Origin of the sequence: Mycobacterium sp. URHD0025 (assembly GCF_000426065.1) — a bacterium.
Taxonomy (GTDB): domain Bacteria; phylum Actinomycetota; class Actinomycetes; order Mycobacteriales; family Mycobacteriaceae; genus Mycobacterium.
Window position 1 is genome coordinate 627,118 of sequence record NZ_AUEQ01000001.1, and the last position, 19,207, is coordinate 646,324.

Genomic DNA, 19,207 nt, shown 5'->3' on the forward strand with positions numbered 1-19,207 from the left:
CTAGAGGCAACTGTTGGGTATCAATCTCTACCACGATGCGGGCACCACGCCGCAGATGAGAGACCATGGACGGATGCACCCGTCCAGGTCCGATGTCGGTGGGCCGGCGCCGGCTGATGAAGCGGCCGACGTGCCGCCCGCCCATCCGCACCGTTTTCCCCGGGTGACCAGCTTCCGTACCCGGCGGTCGACGCTGTCCGCGGCACAGCAACAGACCTGGAACCGGCTGTGGCCGGAGCTGGGCATTCAGGCCCGTGACGAGAATTCGGAACCCGTCGTCGGCCTCGACACCGCGGCGTGGTTCGGGCGTTCGGCCCCACTGATCCTGGAGATCGGCTCGGGCACCGGCACCTCCACCCTGGCGATGGCCCAGGCCGAACCCGATCTCGACGTGATCGCCGTGGAGGTCTACCGCAAGGGTCTGGCCCAGCTGCTCAGCGCCATCGACCGCACCGCGCAGACCGGATCCCCCGTCACCAATATCCGCCTGGTCCGCGGAGACGGCGTCGATGTGCTGGAGCACATGTTCGGCACCGCGACCCTGACCGGCGTGCGGGTCTTCTTCCCGGATCCATGGCCGAAGGCCCGCCACCACAAGCGCCGTCTGCTGCAGCCCGCCACAGTCGCGCTGATCGCCGACCGGCTGCGGCCCGGCGGCATCCTGCACGCCGCCACCGACCACGCCGGCTATGCCGAGCACATGGCCGAGGTCGGCGATGCCGAACCGCAGTTGCGCCGGGTCGACATGAGTGCGGATCTCCCCATATCGGTCGAGCGCCCCGTCACCAAGTACGAGCGCAAAGCCCTGGCGGGCCCCGACGTCACCGAGTTGGTCTGGGAGAAAAGGCCGTGAGTGTGACCGAAGACATTCAGAACGAATCGGCGCAGGCAGACGCCCGATCCGAGCTCTCCCCCGAGACACCCGAGATCATCCCCGCGCGGCGGGTGCTTCTCGTCTGGGACGCCCCCAATCTGGACATGGGTCTGGGAGCGATCCTGGGCGGACGCCCGACCGCCGCACACCGTCCCCGCTTCGACGCTCTCGGCCGCTGGCTGTTGGGCTACACCGCCGATCTGTCGGCCGAGGCCGGCGATGACGACAGCGACGGAACAGCCGTCTCGCTGGAACCCGAAGCCACCGTCTTCACCAACATCGCCCCAGGTAGCGCCGATGTGGTGCGCCCATGGGTGGAGGCGTTGCGTAACGTGGGTTTCGCCGTCTTCGCCAAGCCGAAGATCGACGATGACAGCGATGTCGACAGCGACATGCTCGAGCACATCGCCCTACGTCGCAGGGAGGGGCTGGCGGCGGTTCTGGTGGCCTCGGCGGACGGACAGGCCTTCCGGTTACCGCTGGAAGAAATCGCTCGTGAGGGCACTCCCGTGCACGTGCTCGGATTTCGCGAACATGCGAGCTGGGCGCTAGCGTCGGATACCTTGGAGTTTGTCGATCTGGAGGACATTCCCGGTGTGTTCCGGGAACCGCTGCCACGGATCGGCCTGGACTCGCTACCCGAGCAGGGGGCATGGTTGCAGCCATTCCGGCCGCTGTCATCGCTACTGACCGCGCGTGTGTAACAACAAGCGCGGGTCACCACAAGTTTTAAAGCGAAGTATTAAAGCGTTAGGAGCCTAAGTGTTCGCCTGGTGGGGTCGAACGGTGTACCAGTTCAGGTACATCGTCATCGGTGTCATGGTGGCGCTGTGCCTAGGTGGCGGCGTCTATGGGGCCAGTCTCGGACAGCACGTCACACAGAGTGGCTTCTACGACGAGGGCAGCCAGTCTGTCCAGGCGTCGCTGTTGGGCGACGAGGTCTACGGCCGCGACCGAACGAGTCACGTGGTCGCCATCCTGACACCGCCGGACGACAAGAAGGTCACCGACAAGGCGTGGCAGAAGAAGGTCACCGACGAACTCGACAAGGTCGTCAAGGACCACGAGGACACCGTCGTCGGGTGGGTCGGTTGGCTCAAGGCCCCCGACACCACGGACCCCACTGTCAGCCAGATGAAGACGCAGGACCTGCGCCACACCTTCATCAGCGTGCCCCTCAAGGGTGACGACGACGACGCGATCCTCAAGAACTACCAGGCCGCCGCGCCCGATCTGCAAAACGTCAACGGCGGCAACATCGAGCTCGCCGGCCTCAACCCGCTGGCCAGCGAGCTCACCGGCACCATCGGCACCGACCAGAAACGTGCCGAGCTGGCGATCGTGCCGCTCGTGGCCGTGGTGTTGTTCTTCGTGTTCGGCGGTGCCGTCGCCGCGGCCCTGCCCGCGATCATCGGTGGCCTGACCATCGGCGGCGCCCTGGGCATTCTGCGGTTCACCGCGGAGTTCGGCCCGGTGCACTTCTTCGCCCAGCCGGTCGTGACGATGATGGGCTTCGGTATCGCCATCGACTACGGCCTGTTCATCGTGAGCCGGTTCCGAGAAGAACTCGCCGAGGGTTACGACACCGAAGCCGCGGTACGAAGATCGGTGATGACCTCCGGCCGGACCGTGGCGTTCTCCGCCGTGATCATCGTGGCGTCGTCCTTGCCGCTGCTGTTGATCCCACTCGGATTCCTGAAGTCGATCACCTACGCGATCATCGCCTCGGTCATGTTGGCGGCCTTCCTGTCCATCACCGTGCTGCCGGCTGTGCTGGCCATCCTGGGACCCCGGGTCGACGCGCTCGGCGTGACCACCCTGCTGAAAGTGCCGTTCCTGGCCAATTGGCCGTTCTCCCGGAAGATCATCGACTGGTTCGCCGAGAAGACCCAGAAGACCAAGACCCGCGAAGAAGTGGAGAAGGGTTTCTGGGGCCGGCTGGTCAACGTCGTGATGAAGCGGCCCATCGCCTTCGCGACACCGATCCTGATCGTCATGACCCTGCTGGTCCTTCCGATCGGCTCGCTCACGCTCGCCGGTATCAGCGAGAAGTACCTACCCCCGGACAACGCGGTACGCCAGTCCCAGGAGCATTTCGACAAGCTCTTCCCCGGTTTCCGGACCGAGCAGATCACGCTGGTGATGCAGCGTGAAGACGGTGAGCCGATCACCGATGCCCAGATTGCCGACATGCGCGCCAAGGCGATGACCGTCGCCGGTTTCACCGATCCGGACAACGATCCCGATGCCATGTGGAAGGAGCGCCCGGCCAACGACAGCGGGTCGAAGGACAAGTCTGTCCGGGTGATCCAGAACGGCCTGGTCAACCGCGGTGACGCGGCGCAGAACATCGCGGATCTACGGGCTTTGCAGCCTCCACACGGCATCGACGTGTTCGTCGGCGGCACTCCTGCTCTGGAACAGGATTCGATTCACAGCCTGTTCTCCAGGCTGCCGCTGATGGTGACGATCCTGGTCATCACCACCACGGTGCTGATGTTCCTGGCGTTCGGATCGATCGTGCTGCCCGTCAAGGCCGCGTTGATGAGTGCGCTGACACTCGGCTCGACGATGGGCATCTTGACCTGGATGTTCGTCGACGGCCACGGGTCGGGGCTGCTGAACTACACCCCACAGCCGCTGATGGCACCGATGATCGGTCTGATCATCGCGGTGATCTGGGGTCTGTCCACCGACTACGAGGTGTTCCTGGTCTCCCGCATGGTGGAGGCCCGCGAACGCGGTATGTCCACCGCCGAGGCCATCCGTATCGGTACTGCCACAACGGGTCGCCTCATCACCGGTGCCGCCCTGGTCCTGGCGGTGGTGGCCGGTGCGTTCGCCTTCTCCGACCTGGTGATGATGAAGTACCTGGCGTTCGGTCTGCTGATCGCCCTGCTGCTCGATGCCACGGTCATCCGAATGTTCCTGGTGCCCGCGATCATGAAGCTGCTCGGCGACGATTGCTGGTGGGCTCCGGTGTGGATGAAGCGTGTCCAGCAGAAGCTCGGCCTCGGGGAAACCGAGCTGCCCGACGAGCGCAAGCGCCCGATGGGGCAGGAGTCCAGTGAGGACCCCCGCGCCCTGGCCGGTGTCGGCGCCCTGCCCGCACCGCGGCCGCATGATCCGACCCATCCGGCCGCCGAGCCCATGCGTCCGCAGGTACCGCGGACCAACGCTCCCTCGGCCGCGGGCACGGCGCGGATCACCCCGCCCCAGGCCCAGACTCGGCAGCAAGCCAATCAAGAGCCGGCCACCACGCGGTTCGCCGCGGCTCGCAACGCCGTGCGCAACGCGGTGAACACGGCCGTCAACACCGTCAACACCGCGACCGGCAACACCAGCGCCAACACCGAGCGCACCCCGCAGCCGCCCGCTCGGCCCACCTCGGGTCCGGCGGCTCCCCCACAGCGTGAGGACCGCGAGATCGAATCGTGGCTGGGTGCGCTGCGTGGTGGTCCGGCCAAGGGCGGCCCGTCCAACGGCACCCCGCCCCCGCCGCCACCTCCGGCACCGACACCGCCCCCGCGTCCGTCGGCCGATGCCACTCGTGCGATGCCTCAACAGCAGCGGCCGCCCGCCGGTGTCGAGAACGCGCCGACGACGGCGTTCAACGCGCAACGTCCGGCACCGGGCCCGGCACCGGCTCCGGGTCCGAATCCACGCCAGCGCGAACAGGATCCGTCGACCCAGAAGTTCAGGTCCCCTGAGGATGAGCCACCGCGTCGCGGCGGCGGGATGAGCGCACAGGACCTGCTGCGGCGCGAAGGCCGGCTGTAACAGCGCGCTGAGCGCTATTCGTCCGGCTGGTCCGGTTTCGCGTCGATCAGGACGCCCTCAGTGGTTTGCTGTCGGGCTTCCTCGGCATCCGGGTCCGAGGACAACAGGATCCGGGTGGCGCTGTTGATGAACGCCACCGTGGGCACCGCGAGCAGCGCACCGACGATGCCGGCCAGCACGCCGCCGCCCGCGATGGCCAGCACCACCGCGAGCGGGTGAATCGACACCGCACGGCCCATCACCAGCGGCTGCAGCACGTGGCCCTCAAGCTGCTGCACCGCGATGATCAGCCCGAGGGTGATCAGGGCGTAGACGAAACCCTTGGCCAGCAGCGCGACCACGACGGCCAGGAATCCGGCGACGACGGCACCGACCAGCGGGATGAACGCGCCCATGAACACCAGCGAGGCCAGCGGCAGCGCGAGCGGAATGCCCATGATCGCCAGGCCGGTACCGATGCCGACCGCGTCGACCAGGGCGACCAGGAACGTCGCTCGCATGTAGCCGCCCAGCGAGTGGAAGCCGGCGCGGCCGGCGTCGCGGACGCGTTCACGCACATGGGTCGGGAACGCCTTGGTGACGAACGTGAAGATGTTGCGGCCGCCCTGCAGCAGAAAGATCAGCGTGAACAACACCAGCAGCGCGCCGGTGAGCAGCTCGGTGAGGGTGCCCGCGGTGGACAACGCCCCGGTGGTGAGCTTCTCCTGGTTGCGCTGCAACGCCTCGATCGCGGTGTTGCCGGCTTGGTCGATCTGCTCCTTGCTCAACTGGAGCGGGCCGTTGATCAACCAGTTGCGTGCACCGTCGATGCTTCGGGTCACCTGTTCGACGAGTTGGGGTGCGCCCTCGATGAATTGGGAGATGACGAAGCTCAGGATGCCGCCCACCACCGCGAAGCTGGCCAACAACACGAGGGCCACGGCAGCTCCGCGTGGTGCACCGCGGCGGTCCATGAAGTCCACGGCGGGCAGCAGCAAAGCCGCCACCATGGTGGCCAGAGCCACCGGCACCACGATCACCTCAAGGCGCTTGACCAGCCATAGCAACGCCACGACGGTCGCCAAGATGACCAGTAGACGCCACGACCAGGCCGCGACCTTGCGGACGAACGGTGTGACGGCCTCGTCGGCAACAGGATCCGGTGACATGTCGGTAGCCTAATGCGGCGCGCCGCCACAACCGGCGATGTCGTCACGACCTGCGCGGCTACCCTGTAGTGCGTGTCACATGACGCGCCGGCCGACACGGCCCGGGAACGGGCCGGCTCCAGGCGCGGCAGGTATTGGTGGGCGCGATGGGTGGTCATCGCAGTCGCGGTCACCGTGCTGGCACTCGAGGTCACCCTGGTCTGGGATCAGCTGGCAAAAGCATGGCGCAGCCTGCTGACCGCGAACGGATGGTGGGTACTGGCGGCGGTGGGCGCCGCCATGGCCTCGATGCACAGCTTCGCCCAGATCCAGCGGACGCTGCTGCGCTCGGCGGGTGTGCCCGTCAAGCAGTGGCGTTCGGAGGCCGCGTTCTACGCCGGCAACGCGTTGTCGACCACAATGCCCGGCGGGCCGGTGCTCTCGGCAACATTTGTCTACCGCCAGCAACGCATCTGGGGTGCCTCTCCGCTCGTGGCGTCGTGGCAGCTGGTGATGTCCGGGGTTCTGCAGATCGTCGGCCTGGCCCTGCTCGGCCTCGGCGGCGCACTCATGCTCGGTGCCAGCAAGAACCCGCTGTCGCTGATCTTCTCGCTCGGCGCGTTTCTGGCGATCGTCCTGCTGGCCCAAGCCGTGGCCACCCGACCCGAGCTGATCGACGGCATCGGGGCCAAGGTCCTGGCATGGGTCAACTCGCTGCGCGGCAGGCCGTCGGACGTCGGGCTGGCCAAGTGGCGCGAGATCCTGCGGCAACTCGAGTCGGTCAACCTGGGCCGTCGCGACCTCGCGGTGGCGTTCAGCTGGTCGATGTTCAACTGGATCGCCGATGTGGCCTGCCTGGCGTTCGCCTGCTATGCCGCTGGTGGTCACCCTTCTCTGGCAGGCGTCACCGTCGCCTACGCCGCGGCCCGTGCGGTGGGATCCATCCCGTTGATGCCGGGCGGTCTGCTGGTGGTGGAGGCCGTGCTGGTGCCCGGGCTGGTCTCCTCCGGACTGACGCTGGCCGCCGCCATCTCCGCGATGCTCATCTACCGGCTGGTCAGCTGGATCTTCATTTCCACGATCGGCTGGGTGGTGTTCTTCTTCATGTTCCGCACCGAGAAGGACATCGACCCCGATGCGGGCACGAACCCGGCAACCGACTCCCCGAAACCCGAATCCGAGCACTAGGAGACATCCATGCGAATCCGGTATCCGATCGCTGTGCTCGCCCTGACCGTGGCAGGGTGTTCGTCGGCGCAAGCTCCCCAGTCAGAGTCGACCACAACCACCACCCCGCCGCCGGTGGTCACGCCGGTGGTGGGATCCGTTCTGGCAGAACCGGTTCCGGTAGCAGCCACCGACGGCCGCACACACCTGGCCTACGAGCTGATGCTGACCAACACCTCGCCGTCCAACGTCACCCTCAACTCGCTGAGCGCCTCGGCGGCCGACCGCAAATTGCTCACCCTGTCCGGCGACGCCCTCAAGTATTGGACCAGGGCCGTGGGTAACTCGGCTGTGGGAACCAACGTGCTCGGCCCCGGCCAGAGCGCATACGTGTGGCTGGACGTCGTCGCCGACGACCCGGCACAGGTGCCCGCCCAACTCACCCACGAACTCGGGATCACCGTGGCCAAGCCGATGCCGCCGCTGGTGCCGCCGACGCTGACCGAGCCCGTGGCACCGGTGTCGGTGCAGACCCGCAAGCCGGTGTCCATCACCCCACCGCTGACCGGGGACAACTGGGTGGACGCCAACAGTTGCTGCGATATGACGCCCCACCGCATGGCGCTCAACCCGATCAACGGAAAAGTCTGGGCTGCAGAACGATTCGCCATCGACTACGTACAGCTCGGCCGCGACGGGCGGCTGTTCTCCGGGGACCGGGCCAAGGTCGCGAGCTACCCGTATTTCGGCGCCGAGGTCCACGCGGTGGCCGACGGGCCGGTGGTGGCGGTGCTCGACGGACTGAACGAGCAGGTGCCCGGTGTGACGCCGAACGGTCTCACGCTCGGCCAGTACGGCGGCAACCACATCGTGCAGGACATCGGAGATGGCAACTACGCCTTCTACGCCCACCTGCAACCGAACAGCCTCAAGGTCAAGCCCGGTGACAAACTCAGCGCCGGGCAGGTGATCGGCGCGCTGGGCAACTCCGGCAACTCCGATGCCCCGCATCTGCACTTCCACGTGATGGACGGCCCGGATCCCTTGGCGTCCAATGGTTTACCATTTACCTTCAAATCGTTCCGGCTCGATTCGCGGCTCACCTCCCTGGCCGCCGCAGATGCGCTGTTCGACGGCAAGCCGGCCGCACGGCAACCGGGCTTCGCCGAGCGCGACCAAACCGACGTCAGCCCACTGGTATTGGATGTGATGACCTATGCGACGAGCTAACGGCGCCGTTGCCTTCCTGGCGGACCTGATCTGCGTGGTGGTGTTCTGCACGATCGGCCGGCGCAGCCACGCCGAGGGCATCACACTGGCCGGGGTGGCCGAGACGGCGTGGCCGTTTCTCACCGGAACGGTGGTGGGCTGGTTGATCTCCCGCGGATGGCAGCGGCCCACGTCGTTGGCGCCCACCGGGGTCGTGGTGTGGGTGAGCACCGTGGTGATCGGCATGGTGCTGCGCAAACTGACCTCGGCGGGTGTGGCGGTCAGCTTCGTCATCGTCGCCACGCTGGTGACGGGTCTGTTGTTGTTGGGCTGGCGCACGCTGGCGACCGTGCGCCGGCGTCAATCCGCCTGAGCCGCATCCCCCGCCGGCGAGATCAATATCGTCAGGGTGGCACGCAGACCGCCGAGCGGCCCGTCCGACAATTTGATCTCGCCGCCGTGCAGGTGAGCCTGCTGCGCCACGAGGGCCAGGCCCAGCCCGGAACCTCCCGCCATCGCGGTGCTGCCCCGGCGGAATCGGCCAAGCACGGTCTCGTGTTCCTCGACCGGTAGCCCGCGGCCGTTGTCGTCGACGGTGATGACGAGGTGCTCGTCGCTGCGATGGGCGGTCAGCACGATCCTGGTGGCCTCACCATGGATGATCGCGTTGCGCACGAGGTTGTCCACCGCGATACGCAGGCCACCGGGCCAGCCCATCACCAGGCCGATGTCGTCGGCCACCTGCACGTCCACCCCGACATGCTCACTGCCACGGACGTTTTCCCTCACCACCCGGTCGAGCAGATCGGCGATGTCGATCAGTTCACGGTCCTCGACCTGGGCCAGGTGCCCCGAGGCGAGTTGACCGAGCGCGGTGATGATGGCCTCGACCCGGCGTTGCGCCCGGGACAGGTCGGCCACCACCTCGTCGCGTTCGGATTCCGGCAGATTGTGGATGCGCAGCGTGTCCAGGTCAGCGCGCATCGCGGTGAGCGGCGTGCGCAGCTCATGTGCGGCATTGGCGGCGAAATCCTGCGCCGCCTGAAGGGAATTGGTGGTGGCGCGTTGGGCAGCGGCCAAACGGGTCAGCATGCCGGCCATGGCTTCGGAGAGGTCCTCGGCCTCCCGAACACCGCGCACCTTCGGCATCGTGTCGGTGCCGCTGTCCAGTTTGGAGGTGTGCTCGGTGAGCTTGCGCAGCGGCCGGATGGCGGGCCCTGCCAGTAGCCAGCCCAGCCCGGCCGCCACCAGCACCGTGGCCACACCGAATCCGGTGTACAGCGGAATCCTGTTGGGAGTCAACAAGATACTGTCCGCACGAATGCCGATGGACATCAGCACGCCGCCGTGCTGGTCCACCGCAACGGTGCGAACCCGGTAATCGACCCCGTTGACCTCGACGGTTTCGGTGCCCGGCGGCAGCGCCGGCAACTGGAAGCCACGCTGGAACACCACCTGCCCCGTCGATCGCGACCGGCCGGTGGTCAGCACTCCGCGCGTGGGATCCTGCAGATGCTCGGGGCTGATGCTGGCATCGACGATCGAATCGAGCCTGCGGTCCAGCTGTGCGGAATCGTTGTTGGCCAGCGCCACCGAGGTCAGGATGGTGAACACCGCGACCACCGCCGCGGCGGCCAGCGCCGAGGCCACCGCGACCCTGGTACGTAGCGACGCCGACCGGATGAAGCCGAAGACCCGCACCTATCGCGTATTCCTCACGGAATCGCTCACGCGTCCTCCCGGAGCACGTACCCGATTCCGCGAACTGTGTGGATCACGCGCGGCACGTCGGGCCCCTCGAGCTTGCGCCGCAGGTACGAGATGAAGACGTCGGCCACGTTGGTGTCCACGTCGAAGTCGTATCCCCAGACCAGCTCGAGCAGCCGCTGGCGGGACAGCACCACGCCGGTGTTCTCCGCCAGCACGGCCAGCAGGTCGAATTCCCGCTTGGTCAGGTCGACACGATCCCCGCCCACGAACACGAGCCGGCGGGCCGTGTCGATGGTCAAGGCACCGACGGTCATGGTGTCCGACGGCCGGTCGGCATGGCTGGCCCGGCGCAGCAGCGCGTTGAGCCGCGCCACGAGCTCGCCGAGGTCGAACGGTTTCGTCAGGTAGTCGTCGGCGCCGGCTTCCAGTCCCGCGATGCGGTCGTTGACCGTGTCGCGCGCCGAGAGCACGCAGATCGGGATCTCGTTCCCCAACGCCCGCAGCGCCGTGACCACGGCGACACCGTCGAGTTCCGGCATCTGGACGTCGAGAACGAGCGCGTCGTGCGACTCGTTCGACAAAAGGCGCAGAGCCTCTTTGCCGGACGCCGCGACCCGGACGTCGAACCCCGAATGCCGCAATCCGCGGGCAACCGAGGTACGCACATCCGGGTCGTCGTCGACCATCAGCACCGTGCGGTTCACACTCTCGGGCGTCACGTGTCCTTCGCCGCTGGCGGGGGTTGCTTCCACCCGCACTCGGTTACGGGATGGAAGGAGCCGGAGCTTCGCCGCAGCGGTTCTTCAGGTCTACCAGCGGCTGGCGGATACCGGTCAGTTCGGCCTTCGTCTGGGGGTTCGCTTCCAGGTAGTCGTGCACCTTGGTCTTCACCTCTTCACGCGGCAGGCCTTCCAGGCTGGTGAAGAAGTTGTTCACATCGGGATGGGTGAACAGGTAGCCGGACGTCGATGCCGACACACCCGAAGCAACGCCGGCAAGATCGGCTGCGCTGCAGTTGGGAGGGTTGTTCGCCGGGTCGTCGGCCAGCGCCGACGGGATGGCGCCGAACAGCATCGCACCAGCTACAGCGCCGGTGCCGGCCACGCCAGCTACCACGCGCCGCGCATTTCGGGCCGAGAGCAACATGGTCAAGCTCCTTCATCGGATGGGGAAGGCCGTAACCCCAAACGGTTATCGGCTCAGGAAAGCTAAGCAGAATCCGTGACGACTTTCTTGCCTTGCGCGCAAACCGCTGCCCAGGTTGGTGAACCCGCAGCTCAGCGGCGTCGGTATCGGCGACGCGGCGGCGGCCGGATCAGCGGGTGGAGGCGGTGCCGGGGCCCGGAAGCGGACCGGAGCCCGCAGTGGTCGCCGAGACCGGTGCGCGTTGCGCAGGCACCGCGAGGCTGGGCACTCCGACGTTCTGCGCCGACGGCAGGCCACCCGGCAAACCACCGGTGGACGTGCCGCCCTGCTGGGTGGCCTGCGCCAAGCCCATCAGTTGCGGCAGGGTCACCGGCAACTTGCACCGCGTCCCCAGGTTGGCCAGGGGCTGCTGCAGCTGCTGGATGTCCTTGGCGGCTTGCGGGTTCGCATCGAAGTAGTTCTTGAGGGCCGCGATCGACTGGGTTCCGCCCTGCTGCTGGCTGATGGTGGTCAGAGCCTGATTGGTCTGCGGATGCGTGTCCAGGTAGTTGCCGATGTTGGTCGCCACGCTGCCCGCGGTGCGAGCCACCTCGCTGGCTGCGCACGGATCGGTGGCAGCCGTGGCGGACGGAACCATGAGTGCGGCCACTGCCGCGCCGCCGGCCGCGGTCACCGCGAAGGCGACGGCCAGACTGCGGCGCAAACCACGGTCGGTCGGTTGCATGGAGTACTCCTTCAGCGTGGGCCCCGGCGCACACGCCGTCCCGGGGTCGTCCTAGGCAATGTCGCCGGACGGGGCCACTCTGTTAGCACCGCCGGGCCGACGACTCCGTCACAACGCTACGGACGTCAGCTGTGAGATGTCTCAGGGCGATCTCAGAACCGGAAGAGAGCGAGCCACAGTACACCGGTGGAGGTACGCTCTCGCTGACACGAGCCAGGACACGCCCAGCCACGGTGGGGGGAGAAAGCGGGGACCTCGCATCCAGCAGTTCATGATGCGCTTGAGCAGCTATCTGCGCAGATTCCGCTGGGCGGTTTTCGCGACGTGGTTACTGCTTCTGGTGCCCTCGATCTACCTCGCGATCAACCAGTCGTCCAATCTGACCGGCGGCGGGTTCGACGTCGAAGGTTCACAGTCGCTCCACGTCCAGCGGCAACTCGAGGAACATTTCCCGGACCAGGGCGCGTCCCCGCTTGCCCTGATCGCGGCTCCCCGCGCCGACGCCTCGTTCCAGGACATGAACGCCGCGGTGGTGTGGCTGGAGAAGCTCGCGGGGCAGGTTCCCAGCGTCAAGATCGTGCCGAACCCGCAACAGCCGGCCCCGCAGCCCGACCGGCCCTACGTCATCACGCTGCAACTGGACTTCAACAACACCGGTGCGGTGGACGTGGCCAAACAGCTGCGCCAGAAGGTCGGTGTGCACGGCGAGGAGCCGGGCGAGAGCGAGAACGGCAAGGTCAAGTTCTACGTCATCGGCCAGGGTGCACTCGGCGCGGCCGCGACACAGGCGACCAAGCACGACATCGCCGCGGCCGAGAAGTGGAACCTGCCGATCGTGCTGATCGTGCTGCTGGCGGTGTTCGGCTCGCTGGCTGCCGCGGCGCTGCCGCTCGTGCTCGGCATCTGCACGGTCGTGGTGACCATGGGGCTGGTCTATCTGCTGTCGATGTACACGCAGATGAGCGTGTTCGTCACCTCGACGGTGTCGATGTTCGGCATCGCCCTGGCCATCGACTACTCCCTGTTCATCCTGATGCGGTACCGCGAGGAGTTGCGAGCCGGCCGTGATCCGGCGGATGCGGTCGACGCTGCGATGGCCACCTCGGGCCTGGCGGTGACGCTGTCCGGGCTCACCGTCATCGCCTCGGTCACGGGCATCTACCTCATCAACACCCCGGTGCTGGTGTCGATGGCCACCGGCGCGATCCTCGCGGTCGCGGTCGCGGTGCTGACGTCCACCACCTTGACCCCGGCGGTGCTGGCGACGTTCGGCAAGGCCGCGGCCAAGCGCTCGTCGTACCTGCACTGGTCCCGCCGCGCCGAGGCGACGCAGTCACGGTTCTGGACCCGGTGGACGGGAGCGGTGATGCGCAGGCCGTGGGCCTCGGCCATCTGCGCGGCGATCCTGTTGCTCACCCTGGCGGCCCCGGCATTCGGCATGGTGCTGGGCAACAGCATGCAGCGCCAGTTCGAACCCACCCACGAGATCCGCGGCGGGGTGAACGCCGCCGCCGACGCGTTGGGTCCCGGGGCGCTGGGCCCGGTGCGGGTGCTGGTGACCTTTCCGGAGGGCTCGGCCGATAGCCCCAAGGGCACCGCCACGATCGACGCGGTCCGCCAGGAGATGACCCGGGCCCCCAACGTCCAGGCCGTGCAGCCGCCCGCCTTCGCCGACAACAACACCAGCGCGCTGCTGTCGGCTGTGCTGTCGGTGGATCCCGAGGACCTGGCCGCCCGTGAATCGGTCGACTGGATGCGGGACAGACTACAGCAGGCCGCGGGGCCGAACGCGCGCGTCGACGTGGGCGGTCCGACCGCGTTGATCAAAGACTTCGACGATCGGGTTTCCAGCACCCAGCCGCTGGTGTTCCTGTTCGTCGCGACGATCGCGTTCGTGATGCTGCTGGTGTCGATCCGATCGGTGTTCTTGGCACTCAAGGGTGTGCTGATGACGGTGCTGTCGGTGGCCGCGGCGTACGGCAGCCTGGTGGTGGTCTTCCAATGGGGCTGGTTCGAAGGGCTGGGCTTCGAGAAGATCAGTTCGCTCGACAGCACGGTGCCGCCGCTCGTCCTGGCGATGACGTTCGGTCTGTCGATGGACTACGAGATCTTTCTGCTCACCCGGATCCGGGAACGGTTCCTGCAGACCAACAACACTCGCGACGCGGTCGCCTACGGGGTCAGCACCAGCGCGCGGACCATCACCAGCGCCGCGCTGATCATGATCGCCGTGTTCATCGGCTTCGCCTTTGCCGGCATGCCGTTGGTGGCGCAGCTCGGCGTGGCGTGCGCGGTCGCCATCGCGGTCGACGCGACCGTGGTCCGCCTCATCTTGGTGCCCGCCCTGATGGCCATGTTCGACGAGTGGAACTGGTGGCTGCCGCGGTGGCTGGACCGGTTGTTGCCCGAGGTCGATTTCGAGAAGCCTCTGCCGAAGGTCGAGGTCACCGACTTGGTGATCATTCCCGACGACATCTCGGCGCTGGGTCCCAGCGGATCCGATCTGCGCACGATGGTGCGCACTGCCGCGCGAATGAAAACCCTTGCCCCGCAAACCATCATCGTCACGGATCCACTGGCGTTCAGCGGCTGCAGCAAACCGTCCTCCCGGCTGGCCGCGCGGCGCCCCGGCGGCCCCAAGCGGTGTCCCGGAGTGCATCCCGTGACGATGTGGCGGGGCAGGCTCTCGGTGGCCGTGGATGCCCTGGAGACCGAGGCCGACGCGGACCGGGCACCGATGGAACGCCTCGGCCCGGTGGAGACCACCAATGTCCAACTGCCGACCGGTGATCGGCTGCAGATCCCGACGGGCGCCGAAACTCTGCGGCTGAAAAGTTATCTGATCATGTGCCGTAACAGCACCAAAGACTTTGAAGAGTTTGCTGATCTTGTCGATTCGGTCGAAACGGAGACAGCAGCTCTGGTGTTGTCGGGCATGGACCGGTATTACTGTGGGCAGAACCCGAAGAGCAGATGGGTCGCCACGCAATTGGTGCGTCGGCTGGCCGACCCGCAACCGTCCGATGAACACGACTTCGTGATGTCGGACCCGGATGCGGCTGCCGAGTGGGAGAAAGTCAGGCAGCGCTGCCTGTCAGTTGCGGTAGCGATGCTGGAGGAGGCGAAGTGACGTTGGCCCCCGACGTCCGGGAACCGAGGGATGCGCGAGTCGCGCGTCGCGACGAGAATCAGCCGGTTCAATCGTCCGCTCGACGTCCTGCCGGACAACGTGTCCAAGGACCCCAGGCGCAACGCACCTCAGCCCCGCGGACCGGGGCCGCTCGCACTGCCGCAGCCCCACGGACGGCCGCCCAGCGGACCGCGACCACGCCGCGCGCGGCGACACCGCGCACCGCGGGCGAAAGCAATTCCACGCAGCGCAGTTCCGCACAACGCCCCCAGAAAGCGCCCGCCCAGGTACAACGGACACAGGAGCAACGCGCTCCTGGGCAGGACACCAAGGGACAGCGCACACAGGGGCAGGGCACGCAGACACCACGCACACCGGTACCGCGCTCGCAGCAGCCGGCACAGCCACGACAGCCACGTCAGGCGAAGGCCGCACCGCCGCAGCGTCAACCCGCATTCGACGACCGGCCGGTCGAGTACTGGCCGACCGCGGCCATTCGCGCCGCATTGGAGACCGACGACATGGCGGTCTGGCAGCGCATCGTCGCCGCCATCAAGCGGGACCCCTACGGCCGGACCGCCCGGCAGGTCGAGGAAGTCCTGCAGACCGCTCGCCCCTATGGGGTTTCGAAGGCGCTCTCAGAGGTCCTGGTGCGCACCCGTGAGCACCTCGAGGCCACCGAGCGCGCCGAGGTGGCCCGCCAGATCCAGGCCATGCTGCGCCGCTCCGAGCTGCAGGCACCCGAATTCGCGTCGCGCGTCGGGGTGTCCAACGAGTCCTTCGCCGATTATCTGGAGGGCACCGTCAGCCCGCCGGCCTCGCTGCTGCTGCGCATGCAACGGCTCTCGGACCGGTTCGCGAAACTGTCCGCGCAGCGTTCCGCGAAGTAGTCCCGCACCCCATCGCCGGCGCTGCGCCGGCGTCGCGTCGAAGCCCGAAGGGCCTAACGCGAGTGCGACGGGCTGACGTTGTCGACGAGCCAGCGTCCGTCGGTCTTGCTCAGCGCGACCCGCAGTGCCATCACCGCGTTGTCGGTGGGTTTGCCCGGCGCGCTCTGGGTGCCGCGTAGGACGACGGACACACTGGCCACCTGCGGACCGAGTGCCTCCACCCCTGCCGAGATGGTGGTGGCGGTGGCCGATACGTTCTTGCTGGCCAATTCTTTTGCCACGTTGGCGAATTCGTTCTTGAACTGCTCGGCCTGCTGCGGCGACATCATCGCGGTGGCGCGGTCGATCGATGCGGTCGGGCTCTGCGGGCTGAAGGTGGCAGTGGCCTCCGAGACGCTGCTGGCGATGCGCACCACCTCGTCACGGTCGTTGTTGAACGTGCGGTCGGGCACGGTCCAGCGCAGGTACCCCACCGTCACCGCGGCCACCACCGCGGCGGCGGCCACACCGGCGACCGCGAGCCGCAGTCCGGGCGCGTCGTCGTCGGTGCCCAGCGTCACGCCGTCGCGGCGGGCCAGCACGATGTTGACGATGACGCCCTGCACGATCAGCAGGCACAGCACCGAGCACAGCGACACCCACCACAGCGGCCAGGCCAACGCCAGACCGAGGTAGAGCAACGCCGCGATCGCGGCCAGCGGGGCCACGATGTCGAATGCGAGGACGCGCAACCGGTTTCTCATCGGATCGGCTCCAACCGCGAGACCATCAGCGTGCCGTCGACGTCGGAGACGTCCAGCCGCAACGTCCAGCGCACGGTCTGCGGCTTGTCGGTGCCCGCGTTCTCGCTGACGGACGTGGCCACCACCAGCACGGTGTCGGTGCGAGAAACCATCCCGGCCAGCTCGGCCTTGGGTGCAGGCACCGGACGCCCGTCCGGTCCCGGTGGCGGGTGGTAGAGCGATTCGATGGCCACCGAGTCGATCTGGCCGGTGGTGCGCGCCTGCAACCGCTGCACCAGATCGCGGTACGGCTGCACGGCGGCATCGAAGTCGGAGTTGAGCTGACCGACGGTGCCCTCGCGCAGCTTCTGCATGCCGGCCTCGACGGAGTCCTTGTTGATGTTGATCAGGACATTGGTCCAGTCGGCAGCCGTTCGCAGGACCCGGGTCTGGTATGTCCGCTCGTCGGCCTCGCTGCGGTGTCCGGTCCACACCATGGCGGCCAGGACCACCGCCACGATTCCGATCAGTCCGGCGACCGCCGAGGCGAAGCCGAAGCCGGTGACCGCACCGCCGGAGTGATCGCTGGTGCTGTCCTTGCTTGGCGCCTCGGGCATGGCCGTGAGGGTACCGGCAGCGAAACCGCCCCAGCGCACCCGCAGCCTTCTGGAAGAATGTCGGGGTGACGGTAGAAGCGATCAAGTCAGGTATCGACCTGAGCCATGTCGACCCGCAGGCCCGCCCGCAAGACGATCTGTTCGGCCACGTCAACGGCCGCTGGTTGACCGACTATGAGATTCCCGCCGACCGCGCCACCGACGGCGCCTTCCGGCTCCTGTACGACCGCGCCGAGGAACAGATCCGCGATCTGATCACCCAGGCAGCTGCCTCGGGTGCGCCGGCAGGCACCGACGAGCAGCGCATCGGTGACTTGTACGCCAGCTTCATGGACGAGCAGGCCATCGCTGCCCGCGGCCTGGCGCCGCTGCTCGCGGAGCTGGCCCTGGTCGACGGCGCGGCCGACAGCACTGCGCTGGCCGCCGTGCTCGGCGGGCTGGAGCGCACCGGAGTGTCCGGCGGTGCCGGTGTTTACGTGGACACCGATTCGAAGGACTCGACGCGCTACCTGCTGCACATGAGTCAGTCCGGCCTGGGCCTGCCCGACGAGTCCTACTACCGCGAAGAGCAGCACGCCGAGATCCTGTCCGCCTATCCGGCCCATATCGCCCGGATGTTCACGCTCGTCTATGGAGCGGAGACGGCGGACGCCCAGCGCGAGACCGCGGCACGGATCGTGGCGCTGGAATCCAAGCTGGCCGCCGCGCACTGGGATGTGGTCAAGCGCCGCGACGCGGATCTGACCTACAACCTGCGCCGGTTCGCCGACCTGTCGGCCGATGCGCCCGGATTCGATTGGACCGGCTGGCTGGGTGCGCTCGGCAGCACGCCCGAGCAGGTGTCGGAGCTGGTGCTCCGCCAGCCCGATTACGTGACCGCGTTCGCCGCTCTGTGGGCCGGCGAGGATCTGGAGGACTGGAAGGCCTGGACCCGCTGGCGGGTCATCCATTCGCGTGCCGGTTTGCTGACCGACGAGCTGGTGGCCGAGAACTTCGACTTCTACGGCCGCACCCTCTCGGGCACCGAGCAGAACCGCGACCGCTGGAAGCGCGGCGTCTCCCTGGTGGAGGGCCTGATGGGCGATTCCCTGGGCAAGCTGTACGTCGAGCGGCATTTCCCGCCGGAGGCCAAGGCCCGGATGGACGAACTGGTGGCCAACCTGCGCGAGGCGTACCGCGTCAGCATCAACGACCTGGACTGGATGACGCCCGAAACCCGGGCCAAGGCGCTGGTGAAGCTGGACAAGTTCACCCCCAAGATCGGCTATCCGGCCCGCTGGCGCGACTACTCGGCGCTGGTGGTCGAGCGCGATGACCTCTACGGCAATTACCGGCGTGGCCACGTGGTGAACTCCGACCGCGAGCTGGCCAAGCTCGGCGGCCCGGTGGACCGCGACGAATGGTTCATGACGCCGCAGACGGTCAACGCCTACTACAACCCGGGGATGAACGAAATCGTCTTTCCCGCAGCCATTCTGCAGCCACCGTTCTTCGACGCCGAGGCCGACGACGCGGCCAACTACGGCGGTATCGGGGCCGTGATCGGGCACGAGATCGGTCATGGTTTCGACGATCAGGGCGCAAAGTACGACGGTGACGGCAACCTCGTGGACTGGTGGACCGATGCCGACCGCGCCGAATTCGGCGCTCGCACAAAGGCTCTGATCGATCAGTACGAACAGTTCACGCCGCGTGGACTGGACGGCTCGCACCATGTGAACGGCGCGTTCACGGTCGGGGAGAACATCGGCGACCTCGGCGGGCTGTCCATCGCGCTGCTGGCCTACCACCTCTCGCTGAAAGGCAAGGAAGCCCCGGTGATCGACGGGCTGACCGGTGTGCAGCGCGTCTACTTCGGCTGGGCGCAGGTGTGGCGGACCAAATCCCGTGACGCCGAAGCGATCCGGCGCCTGGCGGTGGATCCTCACTCACCTCCGGAGTTCCGCTGCAACGGCGTCATCCGCAACATCGACTCGTTTTACGAGGCGTTCGACGTGGCCGAAACGGACGAGCTGTTCCTCGAGCCGGCTCAGCGCGTCCGGATCTGGAACTAGCGCCTGTTCGTCCAGAAGATTGGGACCGCCCGTGTTTGACGATGTTCGTCACGACGA

15 protein-coding genes and 1 pseudogene are annotated in these 19,207 nt (G+C 67.3%); 9 read left to right on the forward strand and 7 right to left on the reverse strand.

All coding sequences use genetic code 11. The annotated features are described in order from the left end of the window. Positions 1 to 55 precede the first annotated feature (55 nt). From trmB to mmpL3, 3 genes are all read left to right on the forward strand, one after another. Positions 56 to 853, forward strand: a complete 798-nt coding sequence (gene trmB / locus H977_RS0102995; RefSeq protein ID WP_029106461.1) for a tRNA (guanosine(46)-N7)-methyltransferase TrmB — start codon at positions 56 to 58, stop codon at positions 851 to 853. A gap of 74 nt (positions 854 to 927) precedes the next feature. Continuing rightward, positions 928 to 1,578, forward strand: coding sequence for an NYN domain-containing protein (locus tag H977_RS0103000; protein WP_502691132.1), 651 nt, complete (start codon positions 928 to 930; stop codon positions 1,576 to 1,578). Positions 1,579 to 1,636: 58 nt separating this feature from the next. Further along, positions 1,637 to 4,654: a trehalose monomycolate exporter MmpL3 gene (gene mmpL3, locus H977_RS0103005; RefSeq protein WP_029106463.1), complete on the forward strand. Its 3,018-nt coding sequence runs from the start codon at positions 1,637 to 1,639 to the stop codon at positions 4,652 to 4,654. A 14-nt stretch (positions 4,655 to 4,668) separates the two neighbouring features. On the opposite strand, the gene H977_RS0103010 is transcribed toward mmpL3, so the two are convergent. Next, complete coding sequence (locus H977_RS0103010) at positions 4,669 to 5,802, reverse strand: AI-2E family transporter (RefSeq protein ID WP_029106464.1); 1,134 nt, start codon at positions 5,800 to 5,802, stop codon at positions 4,669 to 4,671. Between the two features lie 72 nt (positions 5,803 to 5,874). On the opposite strand from H977_RS0103010, the gene H977_RS0103015 reads away from it, so the two are divergent. Genes H977_RS0103015 through H977_RS0103025 form a run of 3 tightly spaced genes read left to right on the forward strand, consistent with a single transcriptional unit; the run spans position 5,875 to position 8,530 of the window. After that, the gene (locus H977_RS0103015) at positions 5,875 to 6,969 is read left to right on the forward strand and encodes a lysylphosphatidylglycerol synthase transmembrane domain-containing protein (protein ID WP_029106465.1); all 1,095 of its coding nucleotides are present in this window, start codon (positions 5,875 to 5,877) and stop codon (positions 6,967 to 6,969) included. Between the two features lie 9 nt (positions 6,970 to 6,978). Continuing rightward, positions 6,979 to 8,178 carry a M23 family metallopeptidase gene (locus tag H977_RS0103020; protein WP_051288578.1) on the forward strand — a complete coding sequence of 400 codons (1,200 nt, stop codon included), beginning with the start codon at positions 6,979 to 6,981 and terminating at the stop codon, positions 8,176 to 8,178. Beyond that, positions 8,165 to 8,530, forward strand: a complete 366-nt coding sequence (locus H977_RS0103025; RefSeq protein WP_029106467.1) for a DUF3054 domain-containing protein — start codon at positions 8,165 to 8,167, stop codon at positions 8,528 to 8,530. Before H977_RS0103020 ends, H977_RS0103025 begins: the two co-directional genes overlap by 14 nt. Here H977_RS0103025 and H977_RS0103030 read toward each other — a convergent pair. The 4 genes from H977_RS0103030 to H977_RS0103045 all read right to left on the reverse strand — a co-directional run bounded on the left by H977_RS0103030 (position 8,518) and on the right by H977_RS0103045 (position 11,737). Next, positions 8,518 to 9,858, reverse strand: coding sequence for a HAMP domain-containing sensor histidine kinase (locus tag H977_RS0103030; RefSeq protein ID WP_051288580.1), 1,341 nt, complete (start codon positions 9,856 to 9,858; stop codon positions 8,518 to 8,520). The two genes, H977_RS0103025 and H977_RS0103030, sit on opposite strands and share 13 nt — an antisense overlap. Before the next feature lie 26 nt (positions 9,859 to 9,884). Next, positions 9,885 to 10,553, reverse strand: a complete 669-nt coding sequence (locus H977_RS0103035) for a response regulator transcription factor (RefSeq protein ID WP_196808164.1) — start codon at positions 10,551 to 10,553, stop codon at positions 9,885 to 9,887. A 76-nt stretch (positions 10,554 to 10,629) separates the two neighbouring features. Beyond that, positions 10,630 to 11,013, reverse strand: a complete 384-nt coding sequence (locus tag H977_RS0103040; protein ID WP_029106470.1) for a heme-binding protein — start codon at positions 11,011 to 11,013, stop codon at positions 10,630 to 10,632. A 169-nt stretch (positions 11,014 to 11,182) separates the two neighbouring features. Then, a complete protein-coding gene (locus H977_RS0103045) occupies positions 11,183 to 11,737 on the reverse strand; it encodes a hemophore (protein WP_029106471.1) in 555 nt (184 codons plus the stop codon). Between the two features lie 271 nt (positions 11,738 to 12,008). On the opposite strand from H977_RS0103045, the gene H977_RS0103050 reads away from it, so the two are divergent. Then, positions 12,009 to 14,867 (forward strand): MMPL family transporter, encoded by a 2,859-nt coding sequence (locus H977_RS0103050; RefSeq protein WP_029106472.1) that lies wholly within the window; start codon positions 12,009 to 12,011, stop codon positions 14,865 to 14,867. Between the two features lie 428 nt (positions 14,868 to 15,295). Beyond that, a pseudogene (locus H977_RS0103055) lies at positions 15,296 to 15,757 on the forward strand (XRE family transcriptional regulator); the annotation flags it as partial. A gap of 53 nt (positions 15,758 to 15,810) precedes the next feature. Here H977_RS0103055 and H977_RS0103060 read toward each other — a convergent pair. Then, on the reverse strand, positions 15,811 to 16,500 hold the full coding sequence (locus tag H977_RS0103060; RefSeq protein WP_029106474.1) for a hypothetical protein: 690 nt from the start codon (positions 16,498 to 16,500) through the stop codon (positions 15,811 to 15,813). Continuing rightward, a complete protein-coding gene (locus H977_RS0103065; protein WP_029106475.1) occupies positions 16,497 to 17,096 on the reverse strand; it encodes a hypothetical protein in 600 nt (199 codons plus the stop codon). The genes H977_RS0103060 and H977_RS0103065 overlap by 4 nt, the downstream gene beginning before the upstream one ends. 65 nt (positions 17,097 to 17,161) lie before the next feature. Between H977_RS0103065 and H977_RS0103070 the strand changes: the two genes are divergently transcribed. Continuing rightward, complete coding sequence (locus tag H977_RS0103070) at positions 17,162 to 19,150, forward strand: M13 family metallopeptidase (protein WP_029106476.1); 1,989 nt, start codon at positions 17,162 to 17,164, stop codon at positions 19,148 to 19,150. Positions 19,151 to 19,207 lie beyond the last annotated feature (57 nt).